Genomic DNA, 23,021 nt, shown 5'->3' with positions numbered 1-23,021 from the left:
CGCAGGCCAACTCTCGCTGGCCCCCCGGTGTACCCCAACCCAATTCTGAACACCAATCAATCATTCTTGAGACTTGGTTTACCCTTTGCATGTGCTCTTGTGTACTATTGCATACAAAAAATGCACCAGAAGGCGTTTCCCCTATTGAAAGAAGGCCGAACCTGTTGCAGATAGCCTGCAGCGAATTCCCCATTATCACATCCAGAGGGAGGCCAACATGCCTATCACCGTCGGACAGGACAATGCCAAGACGCGCCGCACGCTCAGCGCCGGTGGCAAGTCGATTTCCTATTACTCGATCCCCGCAGCCACCGAAGCCGGCCTCGGCGATTTCTCGAAACTGCCGGCGGCGCTGAAGGTCGTTCTGGAAAACATGCTGCGCTTTGAAGACGGCGGTTTCTCGGTCTCGCTCGAAGACATCAAGGCCTTTGCGGAATGGGGCGCCAACGGCGGCCAGAACCCGCGCGAAATCGCCTATCGCCCGGCCCGCGTGCTGATGCAGGATTTCACCGGCGTTCCCGCCGTTGTGGACCTTGCCGCCATGCGCGACGGCATCAAGGCGCTGGGTGGCGACGCCCAGAAGATCAACCCGCTGAACCCGGTTGATCTGGTCATCGACCACTCGGTCATGATCGACGAATTCGGCAACCCGCGCGCGTTCCAGATGAACGTGGACCGCGAGTATGAGCGCAACATGGAGCGCTACCAGTTCCTGAAATGGGGTCAGGGCGCCTTCAACAACTTCCGCGTTGTGCCTCCGGGAACCGGCATCTGCCACCAGGTGAACCTGGAATACCTGGCCCAGACCATCTGGACCGACACCGATCAGGACGGCAATGAAGTCGCCTACCCCGACACACTGGTCGGCACCGACAGCCACACCACCATGGTCAACGGCGCGGCCGTTCTGGGCTGGGGTGTTGGCGGCATCGAAGCCGAAGCCGCGATGCTGGGTCAGCCGATCTCGATGCTGATCCCCGAAGTCATCGGGTTTGAACTGACCGGCGACATGGTCGAAGGCACCACCGGCACCGACCTGGTTCTGAAAGTCGTGGAAATGCTGCGCCAAAAAGGCGTTGTGGGCAAATTCGTCGAATTCTACGGCGAAGGTCTGGACCGTCTGCCGCTGGCGGACCGTGCCACCATCGCCAACATGGCACCGGAATATGGCGCGACCTGCGGTTTCTTCCCGATCGACGCGGAAACCATCCGTTACCTGCGCAACACCGGCCGCGACGAAGACCGTATCGCGCTGGTCGAAGCCTACGCCAAGGAAAACGGTTTCTGGCGCGATGCGGATTACGCACCGGTCTACACCGACACGCTGTCCCTCGACATGAGCAGCATCGTTCCGGCAATCTCCGGCCCCAAGCGTCCGCAGGACTACGTGCCGCTGACCAACGCCCAAGCCGCCTTCCGTCAGGAGATGGAAAACACCTTCAAACGCCCGATGGGCAAGGAAGTGGCCGTCAAGGGCGAAGACTACACCATGGAATCCGGCAAGGTCGTGATCGCTTCGATCACCTCCTGCACCAACACCTCCAACCCCTACGTGATGATCGGCGCGGGTCTGGTTGCGAAAAAGGCGCATGAGCTGGGCCTGAACCGCAAGCCCTGGGTGAAAACCTCGCTGGCGCCGGGTTCGCAGGTGGTGTCCGAGTACCTTGAGGCCGCAGGCCTGCAAGAGCATCTGGACGCTGTCGGCTTCAACCTCGTTGGCTATGGCTGCACCACCTGTATCGGTAACTCCGGTCCGATCCAGCAGGAACTCTCCGACGCCATCGCCGAAGGCGATCTGGTGGCAACCTCGGTCCTGTCGGGCAACCGCAACTTCGAAGGCCGCATCAGCCCCGATGTGCGCGCCAACTATCTGGCCTCGCCGCCGCTGGTTGTCGCGTACGCGCTGGCAGGCACCATGGACATCGATCTGGCCAACGACCCTATCGCCCAAACTGCCGATGGCAAGGACGTCTACCTGAAAGACATCTGGCCCTCGACACAGGAAGTCGCGGACCTCGTGCAGGAAACCGTAACCCGCGAGGCCTTCCTGTCGAAATACGCCGATGTGTTCAAAGGCGACGAGAAATGGCAGGCGGTCGAAACCACCGATGCGGAGACCTATGACTGGCCCGCGACCTCGACCTACATCCAAAACCCGCCCTACTTCCAGGGCATGGGTACCGAGCCGGGCACCATCTCGAACATCGAGGGCGCCAAGCCGCTCTTGATCCTGGGCGACATGGTCACCACCGACCACATCTCCCCGGCGGGCTCTTTTGCGACCACCACCCCGGCCGGTCAGTACCTGATCGAACGTCAGGTGGCCCCGCGTGAGTTCAACTCCTACGGTTCGCGTCGCGGCAACCACGAGATCATGATGCGCGGCACCTTTGCCAACATCCGCATCAAGAACGAGATGCTGGACGGCGTTGAAGGCGGCTACACCAAAGGCCCCGATGGCGAGCAGACCTCGATCTATGAAGCCTCGATGGCCTATCAGGAAGCTGGCACTCCGCTGGTCGTCTTTGGCGGTGAACAGTACGGCGCGGGCTCCTCGCGTGACTGGGCTGCAAAGGGCACCGCGCTGCTGGGCGTCAAGGCCGTGATCGCCGAAAGCTTTGAGCGTATCCACCGGTCCAATCTGGTTGGCATGGGCGTTATCCCGTTCGAGTTCACCGCTGGCGATACCCGCAAGTCGCTGAACCTGACTGGTGACGAAACCGTATCGATCCGTGGCCTCGACACCATCGAGCCGCAGCAGGAAGTGCCCTGCGACATCACCTACGCAGATGGCACCACCAAGACCATCACGCTGAAGTGCCGCATCGATACCGCACCCGAGATCGAGTACATCGAACACGGCGGCGTGCTGCACTACGTGCTGCGCAACCTCGCGAAGTCGTAAGGTGAGATCGCAAACTATCAACTTGACGGGCGCCCAATTTGGGCGCCCTTCTTGTTTCCGCATTCCGCTTTCGAATTTCAGGAGGTCATTGTGAGAAAGGCTGCCCTGGTAACCGGCGGCGCCTATGGGATTGGCCGCGCCATTGTGGAGGACCTGGCTCGGGACCATGAAATCGTGCTGACATGGCATGGAACCTCTCCTGCGCCCCTGATTGAAGCGAACCCACAGCTGCAGGCGGTTCAATGCGACCTGACCGAGGCAGGGTCAGCGGAGAAAGTTGTCTCGGAAACCCTTGCCCGTTTTGGGCGCATTGATGTGATCGTAAACAACGCAGGTGCCGTTATAAGCACGCCAAAAGAGACCTTTGACGCCGAGGCCCACCAAAGGATCCTCGATATCAACCTTTTGGCCCTGGCGGCCCTTTTGACTGCCGCCCTCCCACACCTTAAGAGAGGCGCCGCTATTGTCAGCATTTCTTCGGTGAATGCGCTGCTGCCTCCAAAGGACGCCGCAACCTATGGCGCCAGCAAAGCAGCGCTCAACCTCTGGACCCGTGCCATGGCCAAGGAATTGGGAGCGGCAGGCATTCGGGTCAATGCCGTTGCCCCGGGCGCCATCAATGTTCCCGAAGCCCCACGCTCTGACGATTTGACCGAGGCATTTGTCGAAATGACCGCCCTTGGCCGTATCGGCACGCCCCAGGACGTCGCCCGTGCAGTTCGTTTCCTTGCATCGGAAGACGCCGCCTTTATCACCGGAGAGATACTCACCGTCGCTGGTGGATACAGGCTTTGAGCCAAAATCAGGACAGCGACGCCCTTGCGCAATCAAAGAAGTGAAAACATGACACAAACAGACCGCATCACCGGCTATCACGCCCATGTCTATTTCGATGCCGACACGGTGGAGGAGGCGCTGGTCCTGTGTCAGCGCGCGGCCGAGATCTTTGGCGTCAAGATGGGCCGCGTCCATGACAAGCTGGTCGGCCCGCACCCGATGTGGTCCTGTCAATTGGCGGCCGATCCGGAACAGTTCGCACAGCTGCTGCCTTGGCTGGCGCTGAACCGGGACGGGCTGATTGTCTTTGCCCACCCCGAAACCGGCGATGAGCTGGCCGATCACCGTGATCATGGCATCTGGCTCGGCACCGGGCTGGAGCTGGATCTGTCCCTGTTTGCCTAAAATCAGAACGCGATGGCGCGGGACAAGGCTGCAAGGCCGCCGCGTATCGCCGACGCGCCCTCATGCGGCGGCGATTTGGCTACCGAACAGCTCCTCGGGTGCCTTCTACGGATGTGGCAAAGATAAACTGCCAATCAGAAACATGGGGTTCGCCCCGGCGCGCATCGGCGATATCCGGCATTGCGGACAGATCCGAAAATCTACTGACCAGCCGCCTTTTCCATCGCGGGGCGCAACGTCTTTTCAACGACTGAGCTGGTCAGTGGCCCGGCAAAGCGCAGCACGATCTTACCCTCCCCATCGATCACATATGTCTCGGGCACGCCATACAGGCCCCAGTCGATCGCCATGCGACCCTTTTCGTCCCGGCCAATGGCGGTATAGGGATCGCCCAGCTCGTTGAGGAAGGCCTCGGCGTTGTCCTGCTGGTCCTTATAGTTAACGCCGTAGATCGGCACGCCTTCGGCCGAGAGCGCCTCCAGCGTCGGGTGTTCGGCGCGGCAGGGCGCGCACCAGCTGGCCCAGTAGTTCACCAGCTTGACCGTACCATCGCGCAGGGTCGCATCGTCGAACGACGGCTTGCCGGTAAATTCATCCAGCACCACCGGCGGTGCTGTCTGGCCTTCGCGGGCAGATGGCAGGCTTTCGGGGTCCTCACGGAACATGCCTACCAGCGCCAGACCGACAAAACCGGCGAACACCACCACGGGCACCGCCATCAAAGGAGAGATCTTAGCCATTGCGCTTCACCCGGTTCTGCTCCAGCCGCTCCATCTCGGCGCGCACGCGGCGGCCACGCCACAGGGTGACGGCCACCAGAAGAACCAGCAGCAGAATCGACGCCGCGTAGGACGACAAGACAGTCTCCGAATATTTCCCCAGATCAGGCATCATGTGTCCAGTTTTTCCCGTGCCATCAGCGCCCGGATACGGCGGGCGCGAATTTCAGTTCCGGTGCGGTAGAACACCATTGCGAGAAAGAAAACCCCGAAGCCCAGCATGCAGACATAAAGCGGGTTGGAGAAAGCGTCCGCGACGTTTTCTTTCTTATCAAGGCTGAGCGAGGCGCCCTGATGCAGACCCTGGTTCCAGAAGTTCACCGCATAGCGGCTGAGCACCGCGAAGACCGAGCCGACAAGACACAGGATCGAGGTGAGATCCGCAGCCGTGTCCGGATCCTCAATCGCCTCCCACAAGGCGATATAGCCAAGGTAGAACAGGAACAGGACAAGGAAAGAAGTTAGCCGTGGATCCCAAGCCCACCAGGTGCCCCACATCGGCTGCCCCCAGATCGCCCCGGTAACCAGCGCGATCAGCGTCATCACGATGCCTACCGGCGCGGCGGCACGGGCCGCAAGGGCGCTGACGTGGTGGCGGCGCACCAGCCAGATCAGCGAGGCGACAAGCATCATGAACCAGGCGTTGATCGCCATCAGCGCCGAGGGCACGTGCAGGAAGATAATCTTGACGGTGGAGCCCTGACGATAATCGTCCGGTGTGAAGAAGAAACCCCAGATCAGCCCCACGGCCATCAGCAGGCCCGAGATCATCCACAGCGCGGGCATCACCCGCTCGGTGGTGGTCAGGAATTTCTTCGGATTGGCGTATTCCCAAATCGACATGGTGGCTATCTTGTTCCCCGCTCCCAAAGTTTCAAGTCTCTGTTCCCTGCTCTTTCGTCGCAGCTCTTTCGCAGCATCCCGGTCAGCGCAGATTGATACGCAAGACCGCGGCGCTGGCAAAGGGCAGAAGCGCGATCACCGCTGCGGAAATCCCCGCCAGCATCAACAGCGGCGTCTGCACGGCCATGCCTTCTGCACCGCGGCGGGCCACTTCGGCGCCAAAGATCAGCGTCGGCACATATAGTGGCATCACCAAAAGCGACAACAGAAGCCCACCGCGTTTCAGCCCCACGGTCAGCGCGGCGCCAAAGGTGCCGATCACCGACAGGGCTGGCGTGCCCAGAAACAGCGAAATCACCAGCCATAAAAACCCCGGCACCGGCAGGTTCAGCAGCACGCCCAGCACCGGCGCCGCCAGCACCAGCGGCAGGCCCGTGGTGATCCAATGCGCCAGCGCCTTGATGGTGACAACAGATTCCAGCGGCAGCGGCGCGGTGGCCAGAAGATCCAGCGAGCCATCCTCCCAATCAAGCGCCAGCAGCCGGTCCAGCGACAACAGGCACGAGAGCAGCGCCCCCAGCCACAACACGCCTGGCGCGATCCGGGTCAATAGCTCGGAATTCGGCCCCACGGAAAAGGGCACCATCACCGTGACGATCAGGAAGAAGGCCAGCCCAAGGCCAAAGCCACCGCCCGCGCGCACCGCAAGGCGCAGATCCCGCATCAGAAGAGCGATCATAAAAAGCCCTCGTCAAAATCATCAAGCGCAGGCAGGCGTGCCTTGAAGGCGCCCGCATCCAGCACCTCGGCCTCGTCAAGGCCCAGGTCGATATGGGTGGCGATCAATGCCGAACCGCCCTGCCCCAGATGCGCCCGCACCGCATCCGCGAACATGGTGACCGAGCGGGTATCAAGGCTGACGGTCGGCTCGTCCATCACCCAGATCGGGCGCCCTGTCACCAGCATCTGCGACAGGCCCAGACGGCGTTTCTGCCCGGCAGACAGCGCCCCGGCGGGCCGGTCCTGCAAGGCGGTGAGGTCAAAGGCCTCAAGCGCAGGCGTGATGGAGGCAGAGCCAAAGACCCGCGCCCAGAATGTCAGGTTCTCCGTGACCGTCAGCGCCGGTTTCAACCCGTCTGAATGGGCCGCATAGGCGATCTGATCCTCGGCGCCGTCGATCTGCCCAGACAGCGGCGGTTGCAGCCCGGCGATGGTGCGCAACAGCGTTGTCTTGCCGATCCCATTCGGCCCCCGCAGGATCAGGGCACGGCCGGGCATAAGCTGAAAACTCAGCCCTTCCAGAACCGGCAACCCGCCACGGGCAATGCTGAGATCGGTTACATTCAATGTCATGAATAACTGACTATCCCATTGCGGCCCGGCGCAAAAGCCGTATTCCGCCCGGTCCGGTTCACACCGGCAATACGGCCAGGGCGATGCGGCGCCCTTCGGACAGCAGAACGTTATAGGTGCGGCAGGCGGCGGGGGAATTCATCGTCTCCACCCCGATCCCGGCGCCTTCCAGCGCGCGCCGCAGATCTGCCGGGATATGCGCAACTTCGGCGCCGGTGCCGATGAACAGAACGTCAACCTCGTCCGCCAGCGCCAGAAGCGCCTCCCGATCATCATAGCCCCCCCAGGCCACCGTGCCACGGGTGCCGGTCAGAACGGCGCCGTGATGCACCTCTCCGCCGATGCGAAAGAACCCCTCGCCATAGCCATCCACCGGCACGGCATCGGAATAGGTCACTTCATTCAGGCGCATGAGGCATCTCCCGGGAAACTGATTTGCCACTCTCCTACCACGGGGCAGGATGGGGCAAAAGCAAAAGGCCGCAAGCGATGCCTGCGGCCTTTGGTAGTCATTTGCTGCGCCCGGATCAGGCGTCGATATTGGCGAACTGATTGCCGGTCGGTGTCGATGGTTTCGACCAGTCGCGTTTGACGCCCAGCCAGAGCAGGATGGTCGAGGCCACGAAGACCGACGAATAGGTGCCGACAATGACGCCCCAGATCATCGCAAAGACAAAGCCGCGGATCACATCGCCGCCCAGCACATAAAGCGAGATCAGAGCGATCAGCGTGGTGACCGAGGTCATCATGGTGCGGCTCAGCGTTTCGTTGATCGACAGGTTCAGCACCTCGGCCAGCGACTTCTTCTTGTAGCGGCGCAGATTCTCCCGAACCCGGTCGAAGACAACCACGGTATCGTTAAGCGAATAGCCGACGATGGTCAGCAGCGCCGCGATGATCGCCAAGTCGAACTTGATCTGCAATTCCGAGAAGATGCCGATGGTCAGCACCACGTCGTGCACCAGCGCCGCAACGGCCCCCAGCGCGAACTGCCATTCGAACCGCAGCCAGATGTAGACCAGCACCGCACCAATCGCCAGAACCACGGCGATGACGGCTGTCTGCACCAGCTCTCCGGACACCTTGGGACCCACGGATTCGACCGAAACGAACTTGATACCCGGCGCCACCGCATCCAACGCGGTGTTCAGCGCCTCGATCACATCGCCCGAAATCGCCTCGCCATCCGCCTGGGATTGGATGCGGATCATCGCAACGTGCTGGTCTTCGTCAAAGGTGGGGTCGAACACTTCGGTGATCGAAATATCGCCCAGCTCCAGCGGCGACATAGCATCGCGGTAGACCCCAACGTCGATGGCTTCGGTGCTTTCGGTGCGGATCGTGGTACCGCCGCGGAAGTCGATGCCAAAGTTCAATCCCTGAAGCATGAAGGAGGCAAAGCCCACCACCATCATCAGCGCCGAGACGCCCAGCCAGATCTTCCAGCGTTTGAAGAAATCGAAAGAGGTTCCTTCGGGAACAAGTTTCAGCCGCATCTTATACCTCAATCGTTTTCGGACGACGCCGTTCAAACCACATCACGATCATCACCCGGGTCACGAAGATCGCCGTGAACACAGAGGTCATGATGCCAAGGCCCAGCGTGATCGCAAATCCGCGTACCGGTCCAGATCCCATGGCGAACAGGATCACGGCGGTGATGAAGGTGGTGACATTGGCGTCAAGAATAGCGCTCAGCGCCTTGGAGTAGCCTTCGTCGATGGCGCGCGCCGGACCCCGGCCCGCTTTCAACTCTTCGCGGATCCGTTCGAACACCAGCACGTTGGCATCCACCGCCATACCGACGGTCAGCACAATCCCGGCAATACCAGGCAACGTCAGCGTACCGCCAATCAGGCTGAGTGCGCCAAAGATCAGCGCCACGTTCAGCATCAGCGCCAGATTGGCGAAGATCCCGAAGAGACCATAGGACAGCGTCATGAAGACCAGCACCGCGACAAAGGCAACAATGGTCGCGATCTTGCCCGCGTCGATACTGTCCTGCCCCAGTTCCGGGCCGATGGTGCGTTCTTCGAGGAACTCCAACCCGGCCGGTAGGGCACCTGCCCGCAGCAGAATGGCCAGGTTGGTGCTTTCCTCGATGGTGAAGTTACCGGTGATGATACCGGAGCCACCGGGAATATGCGCCTGAATGACCGGCGCCGAGACAACCTCGTCATCCAATACGATCGCAAAGGGCGAGCCGATGTTTTCCGCCGTGTAGTCTCCGAACTTGCGCGCACCCGATGTATTGAAGCGGAAGGTCACCGCCGGGCGGCCGTTCTGGTCAAAGGACGGCTGCGCATCTACCAGCTCCTCGCCGGTCACCACCGGCGCGGCTTCGACGGTATAGAACACGCCCTCTTCATCCAGCGACGGGATCACCTTGTTGCCGACACCGGCGCGGGCGTCGGCGTCATTGCCGCGTCCCACAACCGGGTTGAACGTCAGCTGCGCGGTGGTGCCGATGATCTCTTTCAGCTCAGAGGCACTGCCGATACCCGGCACCTGGATCAGGATCCGGTCGGCGCCCTGACGCTGAATGGTGGGCTCACGGGTGCCGACCTCATCGATCCGGCGGCGCACGATTTCCAGCGACTGGCGCACCGTGCGGTCATCCGAGGCAAGGCGCTCGGCCTCGCTCAGTTCGATGATGATCACATCACCCTCGGCAGAAACGACAATATCCGTTGCCCCGCCGCCGGTGAGGCTGGTGACCGGACTTGCCAGCCCACGCACCACTTCCAGCGCCCGGGCCATGCCCTCGGGCTGGGAGATCTTGACGCGAATCTGCCCGTCCGGTGCCGGTTGCAGCCGGAAGGTGCCGATGGTGGCCCGCTCGGGGCGCAGTGCATCGCGCACCTCGGGCCAGAGCGCATCCATGCGCGCAGCATAGACATCGGCGACCTTGACCTCGGCCAGCAGATGCGCACCGCCGCGCAGATCAAGGCCCAGGTTGACCAGCCCCGAAGGCATCCATTCGGGCCATTGGCCTGCCTGTTCGAGCCGCTCCGGAGTCTCCCCCTTCATCTCGATCGCGGCGACGGCATCATTGGCCTGTTCGACACGGGTGTAGAACGCATTTGGCAGGGCTAGCAAAAGGCCGGCCACACAGACCAGCCAGATCAGCACCCTCTTCCAGAGATCGATTTGCAGCATTGCCCTGCCTTTTCAGATATTTAAGATCAGAAGCTTACGCTGCCGGCTCGGTCTTGGACAGCACCTGAGCGATGGTCGAGCGCACAACGCGGACCTTGACGCCCTCGGCGACTTCGACTTCGACCTCGTTCTCTTCCTTGATCTTGGCAACCTTGCCGATCAGACCACCCTGGGTCACCACCTGATCGCCGCGGCGCAGGTTCTCGACCATTTTCTGGTGTTCCTTCATCTTCTTCTGCTGCGGGCGGATCAGCAGGAAGTACATGATCGCAAAGATCAGAATGAGCGGGAGAAACTGGCCAATCGTATTTGCGTCCAAGGGGATATTCCTTCTGTCTGGAGAGCCCATGCGGGGCTGCCTTATTTTGCAGGCGAACCTATGCGCTGGTCTGGACAGTTGCAAGGCAAAGGCGGTGCGACGATGTGCAGATTCCGCCTTGCAACACCCTTATACAAACCCCGTTGTGCCCTCTTCCTCTTTGGCTGCGGCTCGGGCATAGGTTTGGCACTGATTCAACGTCGTCTCTTATACAGGAGCCACCCCATGCACGACATCCGCGCGATCCGCGAAAATCCTGCCGCTTTTGACGCCGCTCTGGCGCGGCGTGGGGATGCGGCTGTGTCCTCTGAGGTGCTGGCCCTGGACGAGGCGCGCCGGGCCAAGATCCAGGCCGCCGAAGAAGCACAGGCCGCCCAGAACAAGGCCGCCAAGGCCATCGGCGCGGCCAAGGCCAAGGGCGACGAGGAAGAGTTCGAACGCCTGCGCAGCGAAGTTGCAGGCAAGAAGGCCGAGGTTGCCGCGCTGCAGACCGAAGCCAAGGAGCTCGACGCCAAGCTGACCGACATGCTGGCCCGCCTGCCCAACAACCCCGCCGAGGATGTGCCGGATGGGGCTGATGAGGACGACAACGTCGAGGTCAACCGCTGGGGCACGCCCGCGGAATTCGATTTCACCGCCAAGGAACATTTTGAGATCACCGGCGTCGCAACAGCCATGGACTTTGAGACCGCCGCCAAGGTCTCTGGCTCGCGCTTCGTCTTCCTGAAAGGCGCAGTGGCACGCATTCACCGGGCGCTGGCACAGTTCATGATCGACACCCACGTCGATGAGAATGGCCTGACCGAGGTGAACTCCCCTGTTCTGGTGCGCGACGAAGCAATGTATGGCACCGACAAGCTGCCGAAATTCGGCGAGGACAGCTATCAGACCACCAATGGCTGGTGGCTGGTGCCGACCTCCGAGGTGCCGCTGACCTATTCCGTCGCAGAGGATGTGCTCGATGCCAGCGCGCTGCCGATCCGCATGACCTCCCATACCCTGTGCTTCCGCTCCGAAGCGGGCTCCGCGGGCCGCGACACCTCGGGCATGCTGCGCCAGCACCAATTCGAAAAGGTCGAAATGGTTTCGGTCACCCACCCTGACGAGTCCGACGCCGAGCAGAAACGCATGCTGCGCTGCGCCGAAGGGTTGCTGGAGAAGCTGGGCGTGCCCTATCGCACCGTGATTCTGTGCACCGGCGACATGGGCTTTGGCGCGCGCCGCACCTATGACATCGAAGCCTGGCTGCCCGGCCAGAATGCCTATCGCGAGATTTCTTCGGTCTCGACCACCGGCGATTTCCAGGCCCGCCGCATGAACGCGCGTTTCCGCCCCGAAGGCGGTGGCAAGCCCGAGTTCGTGCACACCCTGAACGGATCCGGGCTGGCCGTGGGCCGCTGCCTGATCGCGGTTCTGGAAAATGGCCAGCAGGCGGATGGATCGGTCAAACTGCCTGAGGCGCTGGCGCCCTATCTGGGCGGCAAGCTGACCCTGACGGCAGAGGGCGCACTGGCCTGAGCCCAACTCCTCAGACCTGAAAACAAGAAAACCGGCCCCGAGAATGCGGGCCGGTTTTTCTTTGTCGTGCTACGAGCGCGTCGCAGGGGTTGGCTTCAACCCTTTGTCTTCTTGGATTTCTTCGCCTTTGCCGTTTTGTCCTTGGCTGGTTTGGCCTTTTCTGCTTTTGCCTTGCCCGGCTTTTCCTTGCCGGGTTTCTCCTTGGTGGCCTTATCGCTTGCATCCAGTTTTCCGCCGCTCTTCTTGCGGGCCAGGATGGCTTCAGCCTTGGCCTTTTCCCGCTCGATCGCCTTACGCGCCTTGGCCTTCACGCGTTTGGCTTTTTCCTTGGCCTTCACGCGCGCTTCGGCCATTTCCAGCGCCAGCGCCTCGGCCTTCTTGGCGGCCTTGCGCGCCTTGATCTTGGCCTTGGCAGCTTTTTCCTCGGCCGCGAGCCGGGCCGCCTCGGCGGCGGCGAGCGCGGCGTTCAGCTGGGTTGCATCCTCAGGCGGGACCTCACGGGTCACCTTCGCCGGCCTTGCGGCAGGGCGACCGGTGCGCACCGGCGCGGCTGGACGCTGCTGTGCGGCCGCAGCCACAGCCTGCGGTGCAACGGCGGCCTGCTTCAGGCGCGCGGCGCGCGCGGCCCCAATGCCGGGTACCTTGCTCAGATCTTTTTCGCTGATCGCTGCCAGCGCCTCGACCGACGTGATCCCCTGATCCTTCAACGCCTTTTCCAGCGCGGGACCAACCCCTTTGAGATCCTTGAGAGCCGTCATTTCAATCTTCCTTTTCTTTTCCCGGCAGCTACACGGGCTGCCGGAATAGGCTGCCGTACCTAGCGTGCCCTTAGTATGCAATGCGCGTTTCAGGCCGGAAAGGGCACCAGGCGTTTTTGCTCTTCATCCCATAGTTTCAGAGACAAAGCGCGCAAAGCTTCACCAAATGAGATCCGCCGCAGCGGAAATTCAGGCGGCAGATTATAATGGCACTTGCGCAGGCGATAGCTGGGGATCCGGGCGTTGAAGTGATGGATGTCGTGAAGTGTGATATTGGCGACGGCAAAATCGAAGAACCAGCCGAAATCCAGGCAGGAGGACCCCTGCAACGCTGCCTCCTGCGGGTTCAGATCCGGGCGACGATCCCAGTAGGTGTCTTCAAAGTTATGCTGCAGATAGACCAGAAATACCCCGATCATGCCGCCAAGGAAGGAAAACGCCAGCCACACCCACAGACCCGTCGGGCCTGCCACGTAATAAAGCAGGGAAATCAGCGCAATGATCACCATATTATGCAGCAGCACCCCCAGAATGCCGAACTTGGTGGTGTTCTTGGGCCAGCGGTAGCGAATGAAATAGGTAAAGGCCGATCCCACCGGCACCAGCACCAAGGGGTTGCGGTAAAGCCGATAGGTCAGCCGCTCCCAGAACCCCGCCTCTTTCCATTCGCGCAGGGTCATCGTGTGTATCTCGCCGGTTTCCCGGTGTTCCAGATTGCCGATATTGGCATGGTGCAGGTTGTGGTTCTGCTTCATCACCTCGAACGGCGCAAAGGTAAAAGGCGACAGGACGTGGCCCGCGATTTCATTCTGCCTGCGGGTTTCGAACAGCGAATGGTGCCCGGTATCATGCTGCAGCACATAAAGCCGCACCGCCGCAAAGGCAAAGATCACCCCTGCAGGAATCAGGATATACCACCGCTCGACATAGGCGATGGCCAAGTAGAGGGATAGAAAGTAGACCGCGAAGGTGCCGAAATAACTCATTGCCGCCAGGCGGTTATCTTTCTTAGTATATTCACGCGTGTAAGTTCTCAGGTCCATGAGACTTCCCTTAAATACGCTCTGTGACGCCGGTGTAAAATCTCCAGGCGCTTGACGTTTAAAAACTCCATTGGCTGGGAAGATCAGAAAATCGGCTAACGCCCTGCCAATGCCATTTAATGTTAATGGCTTGGCAACGGATTTCAACGTGTGAAAAGGACCGGCCCGCAGATGCGAACCGGTCCAGCAAAAATTTTGGTCTTTGGCCTAGGGCGCGCAAGCCCTTGGGGGGCAGCGCCTGGAATCAGTCCCTGCGCCCTTCCAGGTGTTTGCGCAGCTTTGACGGTGCGGCTTTCTTGCGGCCCTTGTAGGGGTTCTTGTCCGCCTGCCCGCGCATATAAAGCCGGATCGGCGTGCCGGGCATGTCGAAATCCTCGCGCAGACCATTCACCAGATAACGGGTATAGCTGGCCGGGATCTTGTCCGGATGGGAACACATCACCACGAACCCCGGCGGGCGCGTCTTGGCTTGGGTCATATAGCGCAGCTTGATCCGCTTACCCTGCGGCGCAGGCGGCGGGTGCTGCTCCAGCATGCCAGTCAGCCAGCGGTTCAGCGCTGCGGTGGGCACCCGGCGGTTCCAGACGTCATAAGCGCGCATAATGGCAGCGTGCAGCCGGTCCAGCCCCTTGCCGGTCTTGGCCGATACCGTGACGAGCGGCGCACCGCGCAGCTGCGGCAGCAACCGAGCAAAGGCCTCTTTCAGGTTTTTCAGCTTTTCCTGCTTGTTGTCCTCAATGTCCCATTTGTTGACCGCGACGACAACCGCACGTCCTTCCCGCTCGGCCAGATCGGCGATCCGCAAGTCCTGCTGTTCAAAGGGAATGTCCGCATCGAGAAGCACCACCACGACCTCGGCGAATTTTACCGCGCGCAGACCGTCCGATACGGACAGTTTTTCCAGCTTTTCCTGAACCTTGGCTTTTTTGCGCATACCGGCGGTGTCAAAGACCCGCATCGGCGTGCCTGCCCAGTCGATCTTTAGCGAGATCGCATCGCGGGTAATCCCCGCCTCGGGGCCGGTCAGCAGGCGATCCTCACCAAGGATCTTGTTGATCAGGGTCGATTTGCCCGCGTTGGGACGGCCGACGACAGCCACCTGCAGCGGCTTGTCCATCGTTGGCTGAGGGACCTCGTATTCGGCATCCTCGTCGTCCAGATCCTCGTCCACAGACACGTCCGTCAGCGGAGCATTGTCCTGCGCGGTTTTTTCAAAACGTTCCGAAATCGGCAACAGTTGCGAATAGAGATCATTCAGACCCTCACCATGTTCGCCGGACAGGCGGATCGGCTCACCGAGGCCCAGACCATAGGCTTCCAAAACCCCGGCATCGGCTGCGGAGCCTTCGGACTTGTTTGCCGCCAGAATGACATGCGCAGATTTCTTGCGCAGGATATCGGCAAACATCTCGTCCACCGGGGTCACACCCGTGCGCGCATCAATCATGAACAGGCAGACATCCGCCATATCCACCGCCCGTTCGGTCAGGCGGCGCATGCGCCCTTCGAGCGAGTTGTCGGTGGCATCCTCAAGGCCGGCGGTGTCGATGACGGTAAACCGCAGATCGCCAAGGCGGGCCTCACCTTCGCGCAGGTCACGGGTGACCCCCGGCTGGTCATCGACCAAGGCCAGTTTCTTGCCGACAAGGCGGTTGAACAGGGTGGACTTGCCCACATTCGGACGGCCCACGATAGCGAGGGTAAAAGACATCGGACCCAACTTTTTGCGATTCAGACGCGCCCCATAGCGCATCTGCTGTCTTACGGCCAGAGCCGATCGACGCTTTAACGGAAGGCGAGAAGCTCCCCTTTCGAGGAAACCACATAAAGGGTCTTACCCGCAACAACCGGCGCGGTCGTCGCGCCTCCGGGGGCCTCGATGCTGCGCGTCAGGCTGCCGTCACGGGGATCGAACATGCGAATCTGACCATCGTTGGAGGTGATGATCACCTGACCACCTGCCAGAACCGGACCATAATGGGCCACCACTGCGCCGCGTTTGGAGGGCTTGTCCTTCAGATAGCCCGGCAGGTCCACAGCCCAGATCACCTCGCCGCTGGAGGCATCCAGACGCAGGAGCTGGTTACGATCGCTGATCTGGAACAGGCTGCCACCCGCAGGCCAGACCGGCCCGATGGCGCCTTCCTGTGCGGTCCAGATGCGATCACCATTGTTGGTGTCGATGGCCACGGTGCGGCCGGAATGGTTGCCGACGTAGGCGCGGTTGCCGACCACCACTGGCGCACCGGTGACATCGCTGATCCGTGCCAGCGTGGTACCGACGCGCTGCCCCGCCACCGAGGCGTTCCAGCGGCGCACACCGCCACGGCGGAAACTTGCGACCAGATCGCCGGAACCAAAGGCGAAGATGACGTAATCCCCGGCAATCACTGGCGACGGGGCGCCCAGCACGTTCGATGGGCTCGGAACGCCTTCGACCTGCCACGCGATGCGGCCATCAGAGGTGTTGACGGCCCAGCCAGTATCATCCCCGGCCACCAGATAGACCAGCCCGTCACGCACCATCGGTTCGCCAGATCCGGTGGCTTCCAGTTTTTGACGCCAGATCTGTTTGCCGGTGCTGGCCTCCAGCGCGGTCAGAACGCCAAAACCGGAGGAGATGTAAAGAACACCCTTGTCATAGGCCATGCCGCCGCCGGTGGCCTGGCCTTCGCCTTCGCGGGCGGGAATCAGATCGCTTTGCCATAGAAGCTGACCGGAGGGAGAGACCGCGCTGACGCGGGCCGCGCTGTCCAGCGTGTAGATACGCCCATCAGCCACAACGGGGCGGGCCGTGATGCGCTGGCGGCGGCTGTCGCCCTCGCCAATGGAAACGGCCCACTGCAATTGCGGCGCCGTCGACAGCGCCGGATGCGCGGTGCGCTGCGCCGGAAGACCGTGCGTCTGCGCCCAGGAAGCGTTGACGGTCTGGCTGGGCAGGGAAATTGGCCGCGACTGGTTGACCACCTCGATATTGGCATCGGGACGGATGTCTTCGCGCTGCCCTTGCAGGATCACCTCGGGTTCGGCGCAGGCGGCCAGAACCAGAGCCATCGCGCTACCGCAAAAAAGCGCCCGCGCGCGAGAAATGGATTTAGCTGCCGTCATTGCCCTGCCCCGCAATTCGTTTCCCTCTCCGCGCACATTCCGCGCGGCGCCTTTTAACCTTCCGGCGCGTCTGCCGCGTCCGGTTTTCCACCAAGTGCTACAATCAATTGAGTTGCGCGGTCTTGCAAGTCCCGGCTGACAGTCGCATCCGCCGTAATCGCCTGCAGACGCGCGATTGCGGCCTCGGTCTCACCGGCTTCGATGTCCAGCAGTGCAAGTTGCTCGGACGCCAGCAGCGACAAAGGTGCACCGGGCTGTGCCAGGGCCTCATATTGCAGGCGGCGTTCTTCAAGGCTCAGCGTCTCTGCCTGCAGGGCCAGCGCCTTGAAGCTGGCGATGTGACGGTAAACCAGCGGCAGTTCGCCATCGGTGGCGACTTCACTGAGGACCGCAACGGCGGTCTCGGTATCCTCGGCTTCGGCCAGGGCGCCTGCGCGCATCATCTTGGCCACGGCAGCGCCGGTTTCAGAGCCAGCGGCCACCTGCGCCAGTGCCTCGGCGCGGTCTGCGGGTTCATCAGCTGCCAGCGCGGCAATCATGCCATCGCCAAGCGCCTGCGCTGCGGCGAGTTCCTGCGCCTTGTTATATTCGCGATAGGCGGCACCGCCCACGATGACCACCACGGCCAGACCACCGATCCAGCCATAGCGTTTCAGCATCAGGAACAGGCGGTCCCGGCGCACCTCTTCGGTCACCTCTTCGATAAAGCTGTCGGTGTCGCTCATGAAAATGTCCCCGATATGCCCGGTCTGTGCCGGAAAATTGTCTCACGTGACGCCTCTCTTAACGCGCCTTCGGGTACAAGCCAAGAGCCGCAATATCCGGCAATCCGTGCGCAAGCCTGAAACAATGGGTAAAAATATGAAGTGAACTGCTTTGTTTAGTATGGACAATGCCTACATGCTTACTATGACTTTTTCCCGGGTGTCTGGCGGAACCCTCTTGGAAAGCCGAGCCAATGGCTGCGGCTTGCTCAGTGTTATTTGAGAAAGGCCCGAAATGCGTTTGATACCCCTTCTGACCGCGATTGCCGTCACCGCCGGACTGTATTTCCTGGTCCTGCAGCGGGAGGATCTGTTTGCCTTCGCCCGTGGCGAGACTGCAGCCGAAGCAACAGAGACCGTTGAGAGCGAACCCTCTGCCGAAGGCGCGGCCAGTGTCACGGTCACTGCAGAAAAACGCGTCGGCGTCGTCGTCAAACGCAGCGAAGCGCGGCCGCTCGACAGCGCTGTGATCCTGCGCGGCCAGACACAGGCCGCACGTCAGGTCGAGGTCAAGGCCGAAACAACATCCACCGTGCTGTCAGAGCCGCTGCGCAAGGGCACGCAGGTCAAGGCGGGCGATCTGTTGTGCGAGCTCGATCCCGGCACCCGTCTGGCCGCGCACCAGGAAGCGCAGGCCCGTCTGCTCGAAGCGCGAGCCCGTACCCCCGAAGCCGAAGCCAAGCTGGAAGAAGCCAACGCCCGGCTCAAGGAAGCGACCATAAACCTGACGGCTGCGGAAAAACTGTCGCAGGAAGGCTACGCCTCGGAAACACGGCTGGCGGCGGCGCGGGCGGCCGAACGCACGGCCGTTGCCGGTATCGCGGCGGCGCAGGGTGGTCTGGAAACCTCGCGTGCGGGCATCGAATCCGCGCTGGCGCTGGTCGCCTCCACCAGCAAGGAAATCGACCGGTTGCGTATTACCGCGCCTTTTGACGGCCTTCTGGAAAGCGACACCGCAGAAATCGGTAGCCTGATGCAGCCGGGCAGCCTTTGTGCGACCGTCATCCAGCTGGACACCATCAAGGTGGTGGGCTTTGTGCCGGAAACCGAAGTCAACCGGGTGCATCTTGGCGCGCTGGCCGGGGCCGAACTGGCCAATGGCGCGCGGGTTCAGGGCGAGGTCACATTCGTCAGCCGCTCGGCTGATCCGACCACACGCACCTTTGAGGTCGAAATCACCGTCGACAATCCCGACCTGAAGATCCGCGACGGGCAGACCGCCGATATCGTGATCTCCGCAGAGGGCACCAAGGCGCATCTGCTGCCGCAATCGGCGCTGACCCTCAACAACGATGGGCGGCTCGGCGTGCGGATCGTGCGCGAGGATCAAACTGCCGGTTTCGTTCTGGTATCCCTTCTGCGCGACACGGCCGAGGGCGTCTGGGTCAGCGGCCTGCCGGAAAAGGCTGACGTGATCGTCGTCGGTCAGGACTTCGTCACCGAAGGGGTGCCCGTTGCGCCCACCTATCAGGAGGCGATGCAATGACCGGCATAGTCTCCTGGGCCGCAGACCGGGCCCGTATGGTTCTGGCCTTCATCGTGATCTCGCTCCTGGTGGGCGGGTTTGCCTATGTCAGCCTTCCAAAAGAAGGCGAGCCGGACATCGACATCCCGATGCTGCACGTCTCGGTGCAATTTCCCGGCATTTCCGCCGAAGACAGCGAAAGCCTGCTGGTCAAGCCGATGGAATCGGAGCTTGTCGATCTGGACGGCCTGAAGGAAATGACCTCCACCGCGGCGGAGAATTACGCCGGTGTCCTGCTGGAGTTCGACTTTGGCTGGGACAAGAGCGCCACAATCGCCGATGTGCGCGATGCGATGAACACAGCGCAGGCGGATTTCCCGTCGGCGGCTGAGCAATACGTCATCAAGGAAATCAACTTTTCCGAATTCCCCATCGTCATCGTCAACCTGACCGGCGATGTGCCGGAACGGACCATGGCGCGCATCGCCAAGGATCTGCAGGACGATCTGGAATCGCTGGATGCGGTGCTGGAGGCCCCCATCGCGGGCAACCGCGATGAGATGGTCGAGGTGGTGATCGACCCGCTGCGGCTGGAGTCCTACAACGTGACCGCGCTTGAACTGATCAACGTGGTGCAAAACAACAACCAGTTGATCGCGGCGGGTGAGGTTGAAACCGCGCAAGGCACCTTCTCGATCAAGATCCCGTCGTCCTTTGACGATGTGCGCGACATCTACGCCCTGCCGATCAAGACCAACGGCGACCGGGTGGTCAAGCTGGGGGAACTGGCGCAGATCAACTATACCTTCGAAGATCGCGAAGGCACCGCACGGTTCGACGGCGAAGACACCGTTGCCCTGCAAGTGGTCAAACGCAAAGGGTTCAACCTGATCGACACAGTGGATCTGGTCAAAGAAACCATCGCCAAATCCGAGCAGAAGTGGCCCGCAGAACTGCGCGCGGCGATCTCGCTTGGTACCTCCAACGATCAGAGCCGCGTGGTCGGCTCCATGGTCAGCCAGCTGGAAGGCTCGGTACTGACCGCGATTGCGCTGGTGATGATCGTGGTTCTGTCCTCGCTTGGCAGCCGGGCGGCGCTGTTGGTGGGCTTTGCCATTCCGACTTCTTTCCTTCTGTGCTTTGCCCTGCTGGCGCTGATGGGGATCTCTGTCTCCAACATCGTGATGTTCGGTCTGATCCTTGCCGTCGGCATGCTGGTCGATGGCGCCATCGTGGTGGTGGAATACGCCGACAAACGCATCAGCGAAGGCACCGGCCCGATGCACGCCTATGTGGAGGCTGCGCAGCGCATGTTCTGGCCGGTTGTCTCCTCGACCGCGACGACGCTTTGCGCCTTCTTGCCAATGCTGTTCTGGCCCGGTGTGCCGGGTGAGTTCATGGGCATGCTGCCGGTGACACTGATCTTCGTGCTCTCCGCATCGCTGGTGGTGGCGCTGGTCTACCTGCCGGTCATGGGCGGCGTCTCCGGTCGTATTAGCCGGGTGTTCGAAGGCACCTCGCAAGGCCTGCGCGCGGTGCTGCCATGGTGGGCACGGGCGCTGCTGGTGCCGCCGCCGATCTGGGGCATGTTCGCCGGTCTGATGCAGATGCTGAACCCGGGCTACCTGCTGCCCGACGCCGCTGCTGCCACCATGCCCGGTGCCATCCCGCCGCTCTTTGGCGCGCTGGTCTTTGTGCTGTCGGCCTTTGCCGCCTCCACCGCGCTGGGTGCAGCCCGGATCGAGCGCAAACCAAAGGTGGTCTCTGCAGGCTACCGCCATACGCCGTTTGGCTATTTCATCAAGTTCATCGCGGGCAATCCAATCATGCCTCTGGTCACGATTGCAGCGGTTGCCTTCAGCATAATGACGGTGTTCCAGATGTTCAGCGAGAACAACTATGGCGTCGAGTTCTTCGTGGAATCCGAACCGGAGCAAGCCACGGCATTTGTGAGGGCACGTGGCAATATCTCGCTGCATGAAAAGGACGAAATGGTGCGCCAGGCCGAAGAGGTCATCAAAGCGCATCCGGCGGTGATCAACGTCTTCTCCTTTGCAGGTGAAGGTGGTCTTGATACCGGTGGCCCCGGCGGCGGGCAATCGCCGCAGGATACCGTTGGTCAGGTCCAGTTCGAAATCATCCCCTGGGAAGATCGCCCGACGCAGACGGAAACATGGTTCTTCGATCTGCTGACCCGCGAGGTGACTGCTTCGGCCTATGACGGGCATACAGTGATCGACGAACTGAACGCCGAGCTGGAAAAACTGCCGGGCTTTGTGGCCGAACTGAAGGCACTCGAGCAAGGCCCCGGGTCGGGCAAACCCATCCATCTGCGGATCAAGGGCGACGGCTGGGAGGATCTGACATCCGCCACCGAAACCGCGCGCGCCTATTTCGACGAAATGCCGGGGCTGACGCTGGTTGAGGACACCCTGCCCCTGCCCGGTATCGACTGGCAGATCGACGTGGATGTGGAAAAGGCGGGCCGCTATGGCGCCGATGTGGCAACGGTGGGCGCCATGGTGCAGCTGGTGACACGTGGTATCCTGCTCGACACCATGCGGGTGGACAGCTCGGATGAGGAAATCGAGATCCGCGTGCGGCTGCCCGATGAAGACCGGGTGCTGTCGACGCTGGACAACCTCAAGGTCCGCACCACCGATGGCCTGGTTCCGCTCAGCAACTTCATCACCCGCCAGCCGGTTCCGAAACTGGCCCAGATCAGCCGCGTGCAGCAGCAGCGGTATTATGATGTGAAGGCGGATGTGGAGCCGGGTCTCAGCAAAGTCGTCACAGCCGATCCCGAGACTGGCGAGGACAGGGTCCTGGGCCTGCTAAAAGCGGTCCCCGACACAGTGACGGTGGCCGAGGGGCAAATCACCGCTGCCAATGGCAACCGCTATACGATCTTCGCCCTGGATCAGGCCGATACGGCTGAAGAGCTCGGCACTGCCGTCGCAGAGAACGCCCGGATCCTGCCGGTCAACGCCAATGAACGGCTGGCCGCCATCACGACATGGCTGGCCACCGATCCGTTCCCCAAATCCATCACATGGGAATGGACCGGCGATCAGGAGGAGCAAGAGGAAAGCGGCGCCTTCCTGTCCAAGGCCTTTGCCGGGGCGCTAGGGCTGATGTTCGTGATCCTTCTGGCCCAGTTCAACAGCTTCTACAATTCGGCGCTGGTGCTGCTGGCGGTGGTGCTCTCCACCACCGGGGTGCTGATCGGCATGATGGTGATGCAGCAGCCGTTCTCGATCATCATGACGGGCACGGGTATCGTGGCGCTGGCGGGGATCGTGGTGAACAACAACATTGTTCTGATCGACACCTATCAGGAGTTCAGCCAGCACATGCCCCGGATCGAGGCGATCATCCGCACCGCCGAGGCACGCATCCGTCCCGTGCTGCTGACCACCGTCACCACAATGGCCGGTCTGGCTCCGATGATGTTCGGTATCAGCCTCGACTTCATCGACGGTGGCTACTCCATCAACAGCCCCACCGCGCTGTGGTGGAAGCAGCTGGCGACCGCCGTGGTCTTTGGCCTTGGCATCGCAACCGTGCTGACGCTGGTGGTGACGCCCTCGCTGCTGTCGATCCGGGTGTGGCTGTCGACCTACCTGTCGTGGATGGGCCGCCTGCTGGCACGCATCACCGGTGGCCGGTCCAGCCGGATCGCGCAGGATATGCGTCTGGCCAAGAAAGCGCGCAAACTGCCCACGACCGAGCTGCTGTGGGAAGAGATCGACAGGAGCCCGGCAGACGACAGCGAGCCCGACACAGGACCGGGCACAGGCCCCGCCCTGCGCGCGGCAGAGTAAA

20 protein-coding genes are annotated in these 23,021 nt (G+C 61.6%); 6 read left to right on the top strand and 14 right to left on the bottom strand.

Going from position 1 to position 23,021, the window contains the following annotated elements:
• Nucleotides 1-217 precede the first annotated feature (217 nt).
• The 3 genes from acnA (at nt 218) to AC5SSZ_RS05830 (ending at nt 4,087) form a co-directional block, all read left to right on the top strand.
• On the top strand, nt 218-2,905 hold the full coding sequence (gene acnA, locus AC5SSZ_RS05840; protein ID WP_274833489.1) for an aconitate hydratase AcnA: 2,688 nt from the start codon (nt 218-220) through the stop codon (nt 2,903-2,905).
• A gap of 90 nt (nt 2,906-2,995) precedes the next feature.
• Complete coding sequence (locus AC5SSZ_RS05835; protein ID WP_495437564.1) at nt 2,996-3,700, top strand: SDR family NAD(P)-dependent oxidoreductase; 705 nt, start codon at nt 2,996-2,998, stop codon at nt 3,698-3,700.
• Nucleotides 3,701-3,748: 48 nt separating this feature from the next.
• Nucleotides 3,749-4,087 carry a DOPA 4,5-dioxygenase family protein gene (locus AC5SSZ_RS05830; protein WP_495437562.1) on the top strand — a complete coding sequence of 113 codons (339 nt, stop codon included), beginning with the start codon at nt 3,749-3,751 and terminating at the stop codon, nt 4,085-4,087.
• Nucleotides 4,088-4,287: 200 nt separating this feature from the next.
• Here AC5SSZ_RS05830 and AC5SSZ_RS05825 read toward each other — a convergent pair whose 3' ends face one another.
• From AC5SSZ_RS05825 to yajC, 9 genes are all read right to left on the bottom strand, one after another.
• Nucleotides 4,288-4,827 (bottom strand): DsbE family thiol:disulfide interchange protein, encoded by a 540-nt coding sequence (locus tag AC5SSZ_RS05825; RefSeq protein WP_065270464.1) that lies wholly within the window; start codon nt 4,825-4,827, stop codon nt 4,288-4,290.
• Nucleotides 4,820-4,981, bottom strand: a complete 162-nt coding sequence (gene ccmD / locus AC5SSZ_RS05820) for a heme exporter protein CcmD (protein ID WP_065270465.1) — start codon at nt 4,979-4,981, stop codon at nt 4,820-4,822. The genes AC5SSZ_RS05825 and ccmD overlap by 8 nt, the downstream gene beginning before the upstream one ends.
• Nucleotides 4,978-5,709, bottom strand: coding sequence for a heme ABC transporter permease (locus AC5SSZ_RS05815; protein WP_065270466.1), 732 nt, complete (start codon nt 5,707-5,709; stop codon nt 4,978-4,980). Before AC5SSZ_RS05815 ends, ccmD begins: the two co-directional genes overlap by 4 nt.
• An 82-nt stretch (nt 5,710-5,791) precedes the next feature.
• Nucleotides 5,792-6,448 carry a heme exporter protein CcmB gene (gene ccmB, locus AC5SSZ_RS05810; protein WP_495437559.1) on the bottom strand — a complete coding sequence of 219 codons (657 nt, stop codon included), beginning with the start codon at nt 6,446-6,448 and terminating at the stop codon, nt 5,792-5,794.
• Nucleotides 6,445-7,062: a heme ABC exporter ATP-binding protein CcmA gene (gene ccmA, locus AC5SSZ_RS05805; RefSeq protein ID WP_495437557.1), complete on the bottom strand. Its 618-nt coding sequence runs from the start codon at nt 7,060-7,062 to the stop codon at nt 6,445-6,447. The genes ccmB and ccmA overlap by 4 nt, the downstream gene beginning before the upstream one ends.
• 58 nt (nt 7,063-7,120) lie before the next feature.
• Complete coding sequence (locus AC5SSZ_RS05800) at nt 7,121-7,474, bottom strand: Mth938-like domain-containing protein (RefSeq protein WP_274833480.1); 354 nt, start codon at nt 7,472-7,474, stop codon at nt 7,121-7,123.
• A 115-nt stretch (nt 7,475-7,589) separates the two neighbouring features.
• The gene (gene secF / locus AC5SSZ_RS05795; RefSeq protein WP_065270470.1) at nt 7,590-8,558 is read right to left on the bottom strand and encodes a protein translocase subunit SecF; all 969 of its coding nucleotides are present in this window, start codon (nt 8,556-8,558) and stop codon (nt 7,590-7,592) included.
• 1 nt (nt 8,559) lies between these two features.
• The gene (gene secD, locus AC5SSZ_RS05790; RefSeq protein ID WP_274829125.1) at nt 8,560-10,221 is read right to left on the bottom strand and encodes a protein translocase subunit SecD; all 1,662 of its coding nucleotides are present in this window, start codon (nt 10,219-10,221) and stop codon (nt 8,560-8,562) included.
• Between the two features lie 34 nt (nt 10,222-10,255).
• The gene (gene yajC / locus AC5SSZ_RS05785) at nt 10,256-10,570 is read right to left on the bottom strand and encodes a preprotein translocase subunit YajC (RefSeq protein WP_116560284.1); all 315 of its coding nucleotides are present in this window, start codon (nt 10,568-10,570) and stop codon (nt 10,256-10,258) included.
• Nucleotides 10,571-10,765: 195 nt separating this feature from the next.
• Between yajC and serS the strand changes: the two genes are divergently transcribed.
• On the top strand, nt 10,766-12,058 hold the full coding sequence (serS, locus tag AC5SSZ_RS05780) for a serine--tRNA ligase (protein ID WP_065270473.1): 1,293 nt from the start codon (nt 10,766-10,768) through the stop codon (nt 12,056-12,058).
• Nucleotides 12,059-12,153: 95 nt separating this feature from the next.
• Here serS and AC5SSZ_RS05775 read toward each other — a convergent pair whose 3' ends face one another.
• The 5 genes from AC5SSZ_RS05775 to AC5SSZ_RS05755 form a co-directional block, all read right to left on the bottom strand.
• The gene (locus AC5SSZ_RS05775) at nt 12,154-12,816 is read right to left on the bottom strand and encodes a helix-hairpin-helix domain-containing protein (RefSeq protein ID WP_495437553.1); all 663 of its coding nucleotides are present in this window, start codon (nt 12,814-12,816) and stop codon (nt 12,154-12,156) included.
• A gap of 89 nt (nt 12,817-12,905) precedes the next feature.
• On the bottom strand, nt 12,906-13,859 hold the full coding sequence (locus AC5SSZ_RS05770; RefSeq protein ID WP_495437551.1) for a fatty acid desaturase: 954 nt from the start codon (nt 13,857-13,859) through the stop codon (nt 12,906-12,908).
• Nucleotides 13,860-14,103: 244 nt separating this feature from the next.
• Complete coding sequence (gene der / locus AC5SSZ_RS05765) at nt 14,104-15,570, bottom strand: ribosome biogenesis GTPase Der (protein ID WP_347510077.1); 1,467 nt, start codon at nt 15,568-15,570, stop codon at nt 14,104-14,106.
• 74 nt (nt 15,571-15,644) lie between these two features.
• On the bottom strand, nt 15,645-16,967 hold the full coding sequence (locus tag AC5SSZ_RS05760) for a PQQ-like beta-propeller repeat protein (RefSeq protein ID WP_495437549.1): 1,323 nt from the start codon (nt 16,965-16,967) through the stop codon (nt 15,645-15,647).
• Nucleotides 16,968-17,020: 53 nt separating this feature from the next.
• Entirely contained in the window at nt 17,021-17,692 is a 672-nt protein-coding gene (locus tag AC5SSZ_RS05755; RefSeq protein WP_495437547.1) for a hypothetical protein, read from the bottom strand.
• Between the two features lie 274 nt (nt 17,693-17,966).
• Here AC5SSZ_RS05755 and AC5SSZ_RS05750 point away from each other — a divergent pair, with 274 nt between their 5' ends.
• Nucleotides 17,967-19,217: an efflux RND transporter periplasmic adaptor subunit gene (locus tag AC5SSZ_RS05750; protein ID WP_065270478.1), complete on the top strand. Its 1,251-nt coding sequence runs from the start codon at nt 17,967-17,969 to the stop codon at nt 19,215-19,217.
• Complete coding sequence (locus tag AC5SSZ_RS05745; RefSeq protein WP_495437544.1) at nt 19,214-23,020, top strand: efflux RND transporter permease subunit; 3,807 nt, start codon at nt 19,214-19,216, stop codon at nt 23,018-23,020. Before AC5SSZ_RS05750 ends, AC5SSZ_RS05745 begins: the two co-directional genes overlap by 4 nt.
• Nucleotide 23,021: the final 1 nt, after the last annotated feature.

This window comes from Phaeobacter sp. CC-HEC084, assembly GCF_059429255.1.
This window is presented reverse-complemented; position numbering and strand designations above follow the sequence as displayed.

Bases quoted from the DNA above. Each gene is read 5' to 3' on its own strand.
- acnA (WP_274833489.1), top strand. From the start codon at position 218: ATGCCTATCACCGTCGGACAGGACAATGCCAAGACGCGCCGCACGCTC.
- AC5SSZ_RS05830 (WP_495437562.1), top strand. From the start codon at position 3,749: ATGACACAAACAGACCGCATCACCGGCTATCACGCCCATGTCTATTTC.
- AC5SSZ_RS05825 (WP_065270464.1), bottom strand. From the start codon at position 4,827: ATGGCTAAGATCTCTCCTTTGATGGCGGTGCCCGTGGTGGTGTTCGCC.
- ccmD (WP_065270465.1), bottom strand. From the start codon at position 4,981: ATGATGCCTGATCTGGGGAAATATTCGGAGACTGTCTTGTCGTCCTAC.
- AC5SSZ_RS05815 (WP_065270466.1), bottom strand. From the start codon at position 5,709: ATGTCGATTTGGGAATACGCCAATCCGAAGAAATTCCTGACCACCACC.
- ccmB (WP_495437559.1), bottom strand. From the start codon at position 6,448: ATGATCGCTCTTCTGATGCGGGATCTGCGCCTTGCGGTGCGCGCGGGC.
- ccmA (WP_495437557.1), bottom strand. From the start codon at position 7,062: ATGACATTGAATGTAACCGATCTCAGCATTGCCCGTGGCGGGTTGCCG.
- AC5SSZ_RS05800 (WP_274833480.1), bottom strand. From the start codon at position 7,474: ATGCGCCTGAATGAAGTGACCTATTCCGATGCCGTGCCGGTGGATGGC.
- secF (WP_065270470.1), bottom strand. From the start codon at position 8,558: ATGCGGCTGAAACTTGTTCCCGAAGGAACCTCTTTCGATTTCTTCAAA.
- secD (WP_274829125.1), bottom strand. From the start codon at position 10,221: ATGCTGCAAATCGATCTCTGGAAGAGGGTGCTGATCTGGCTGGTCTGT.
- yajC (WP_116560284.1), bottom strand. From the start codon at position 10,570: ATGGGCTCTCCAGACAGAAGGAATATCCCCTTGGACGCAAATACGATT.
- serS (WP_065270473.1), top strand. From the start codon at position 10,766: ATGCACGACATCCGCGCGATCCGCGAAAATCCTGCCGCTTTTGACGCC.
- AC5SSZ_RS05775 (WP_495437553.1), bottom strand. From the start codon at position 12,816: ATGACGGCTCTCAAGGATCTCAAAGGGGTTGGTCCCGCGCTGGAAAAG.
- AC5SSZ_RS05770 (WP_495437551.1), bottom strand. From the start codon at position 13,859: ATGGACCTGAGAACTTACACGCGTGAATATACTAAGAAAGATAACCGC.
- der (WP_347510077.1), bottom strand. From the start codon at position 15,570: ATGTCTTTTACCCTCGCTATCGTGGGCCGTCCGAATGTGGGCAAGTCC.
- AC5SSZ_RS05760 (WP_495437549.1), bottom strand. From the start codon at position 16,967: ATGACGGCAGCTAAATCCATTTCTCGCGCGCGGGCGCTTTTTTGCGGT.
- AC5SSZ_RS05755 (WP_495437547.1), bottom strand. From the start codon at position 17,692: ATGAGCGACACCGACAGCTTTATCGAAGAGGTGACCGAAGAGGTGCGC.
- AC5SSZ_RS05750 (WP_065270478.1), top strand. From the start codon at position 17,967: ATGCGTTTGATACCCCTTCTGACCGCGATTGCCGTCACCGCCGGACTG.
- AC5SSZ_RS05745 (WP_495437544.1), top strand. From the start codon at position 19,214: ATGACCGGCATAGTCTCCTGGGCCGCAGACCGGGCCCGTATGGTTCTG.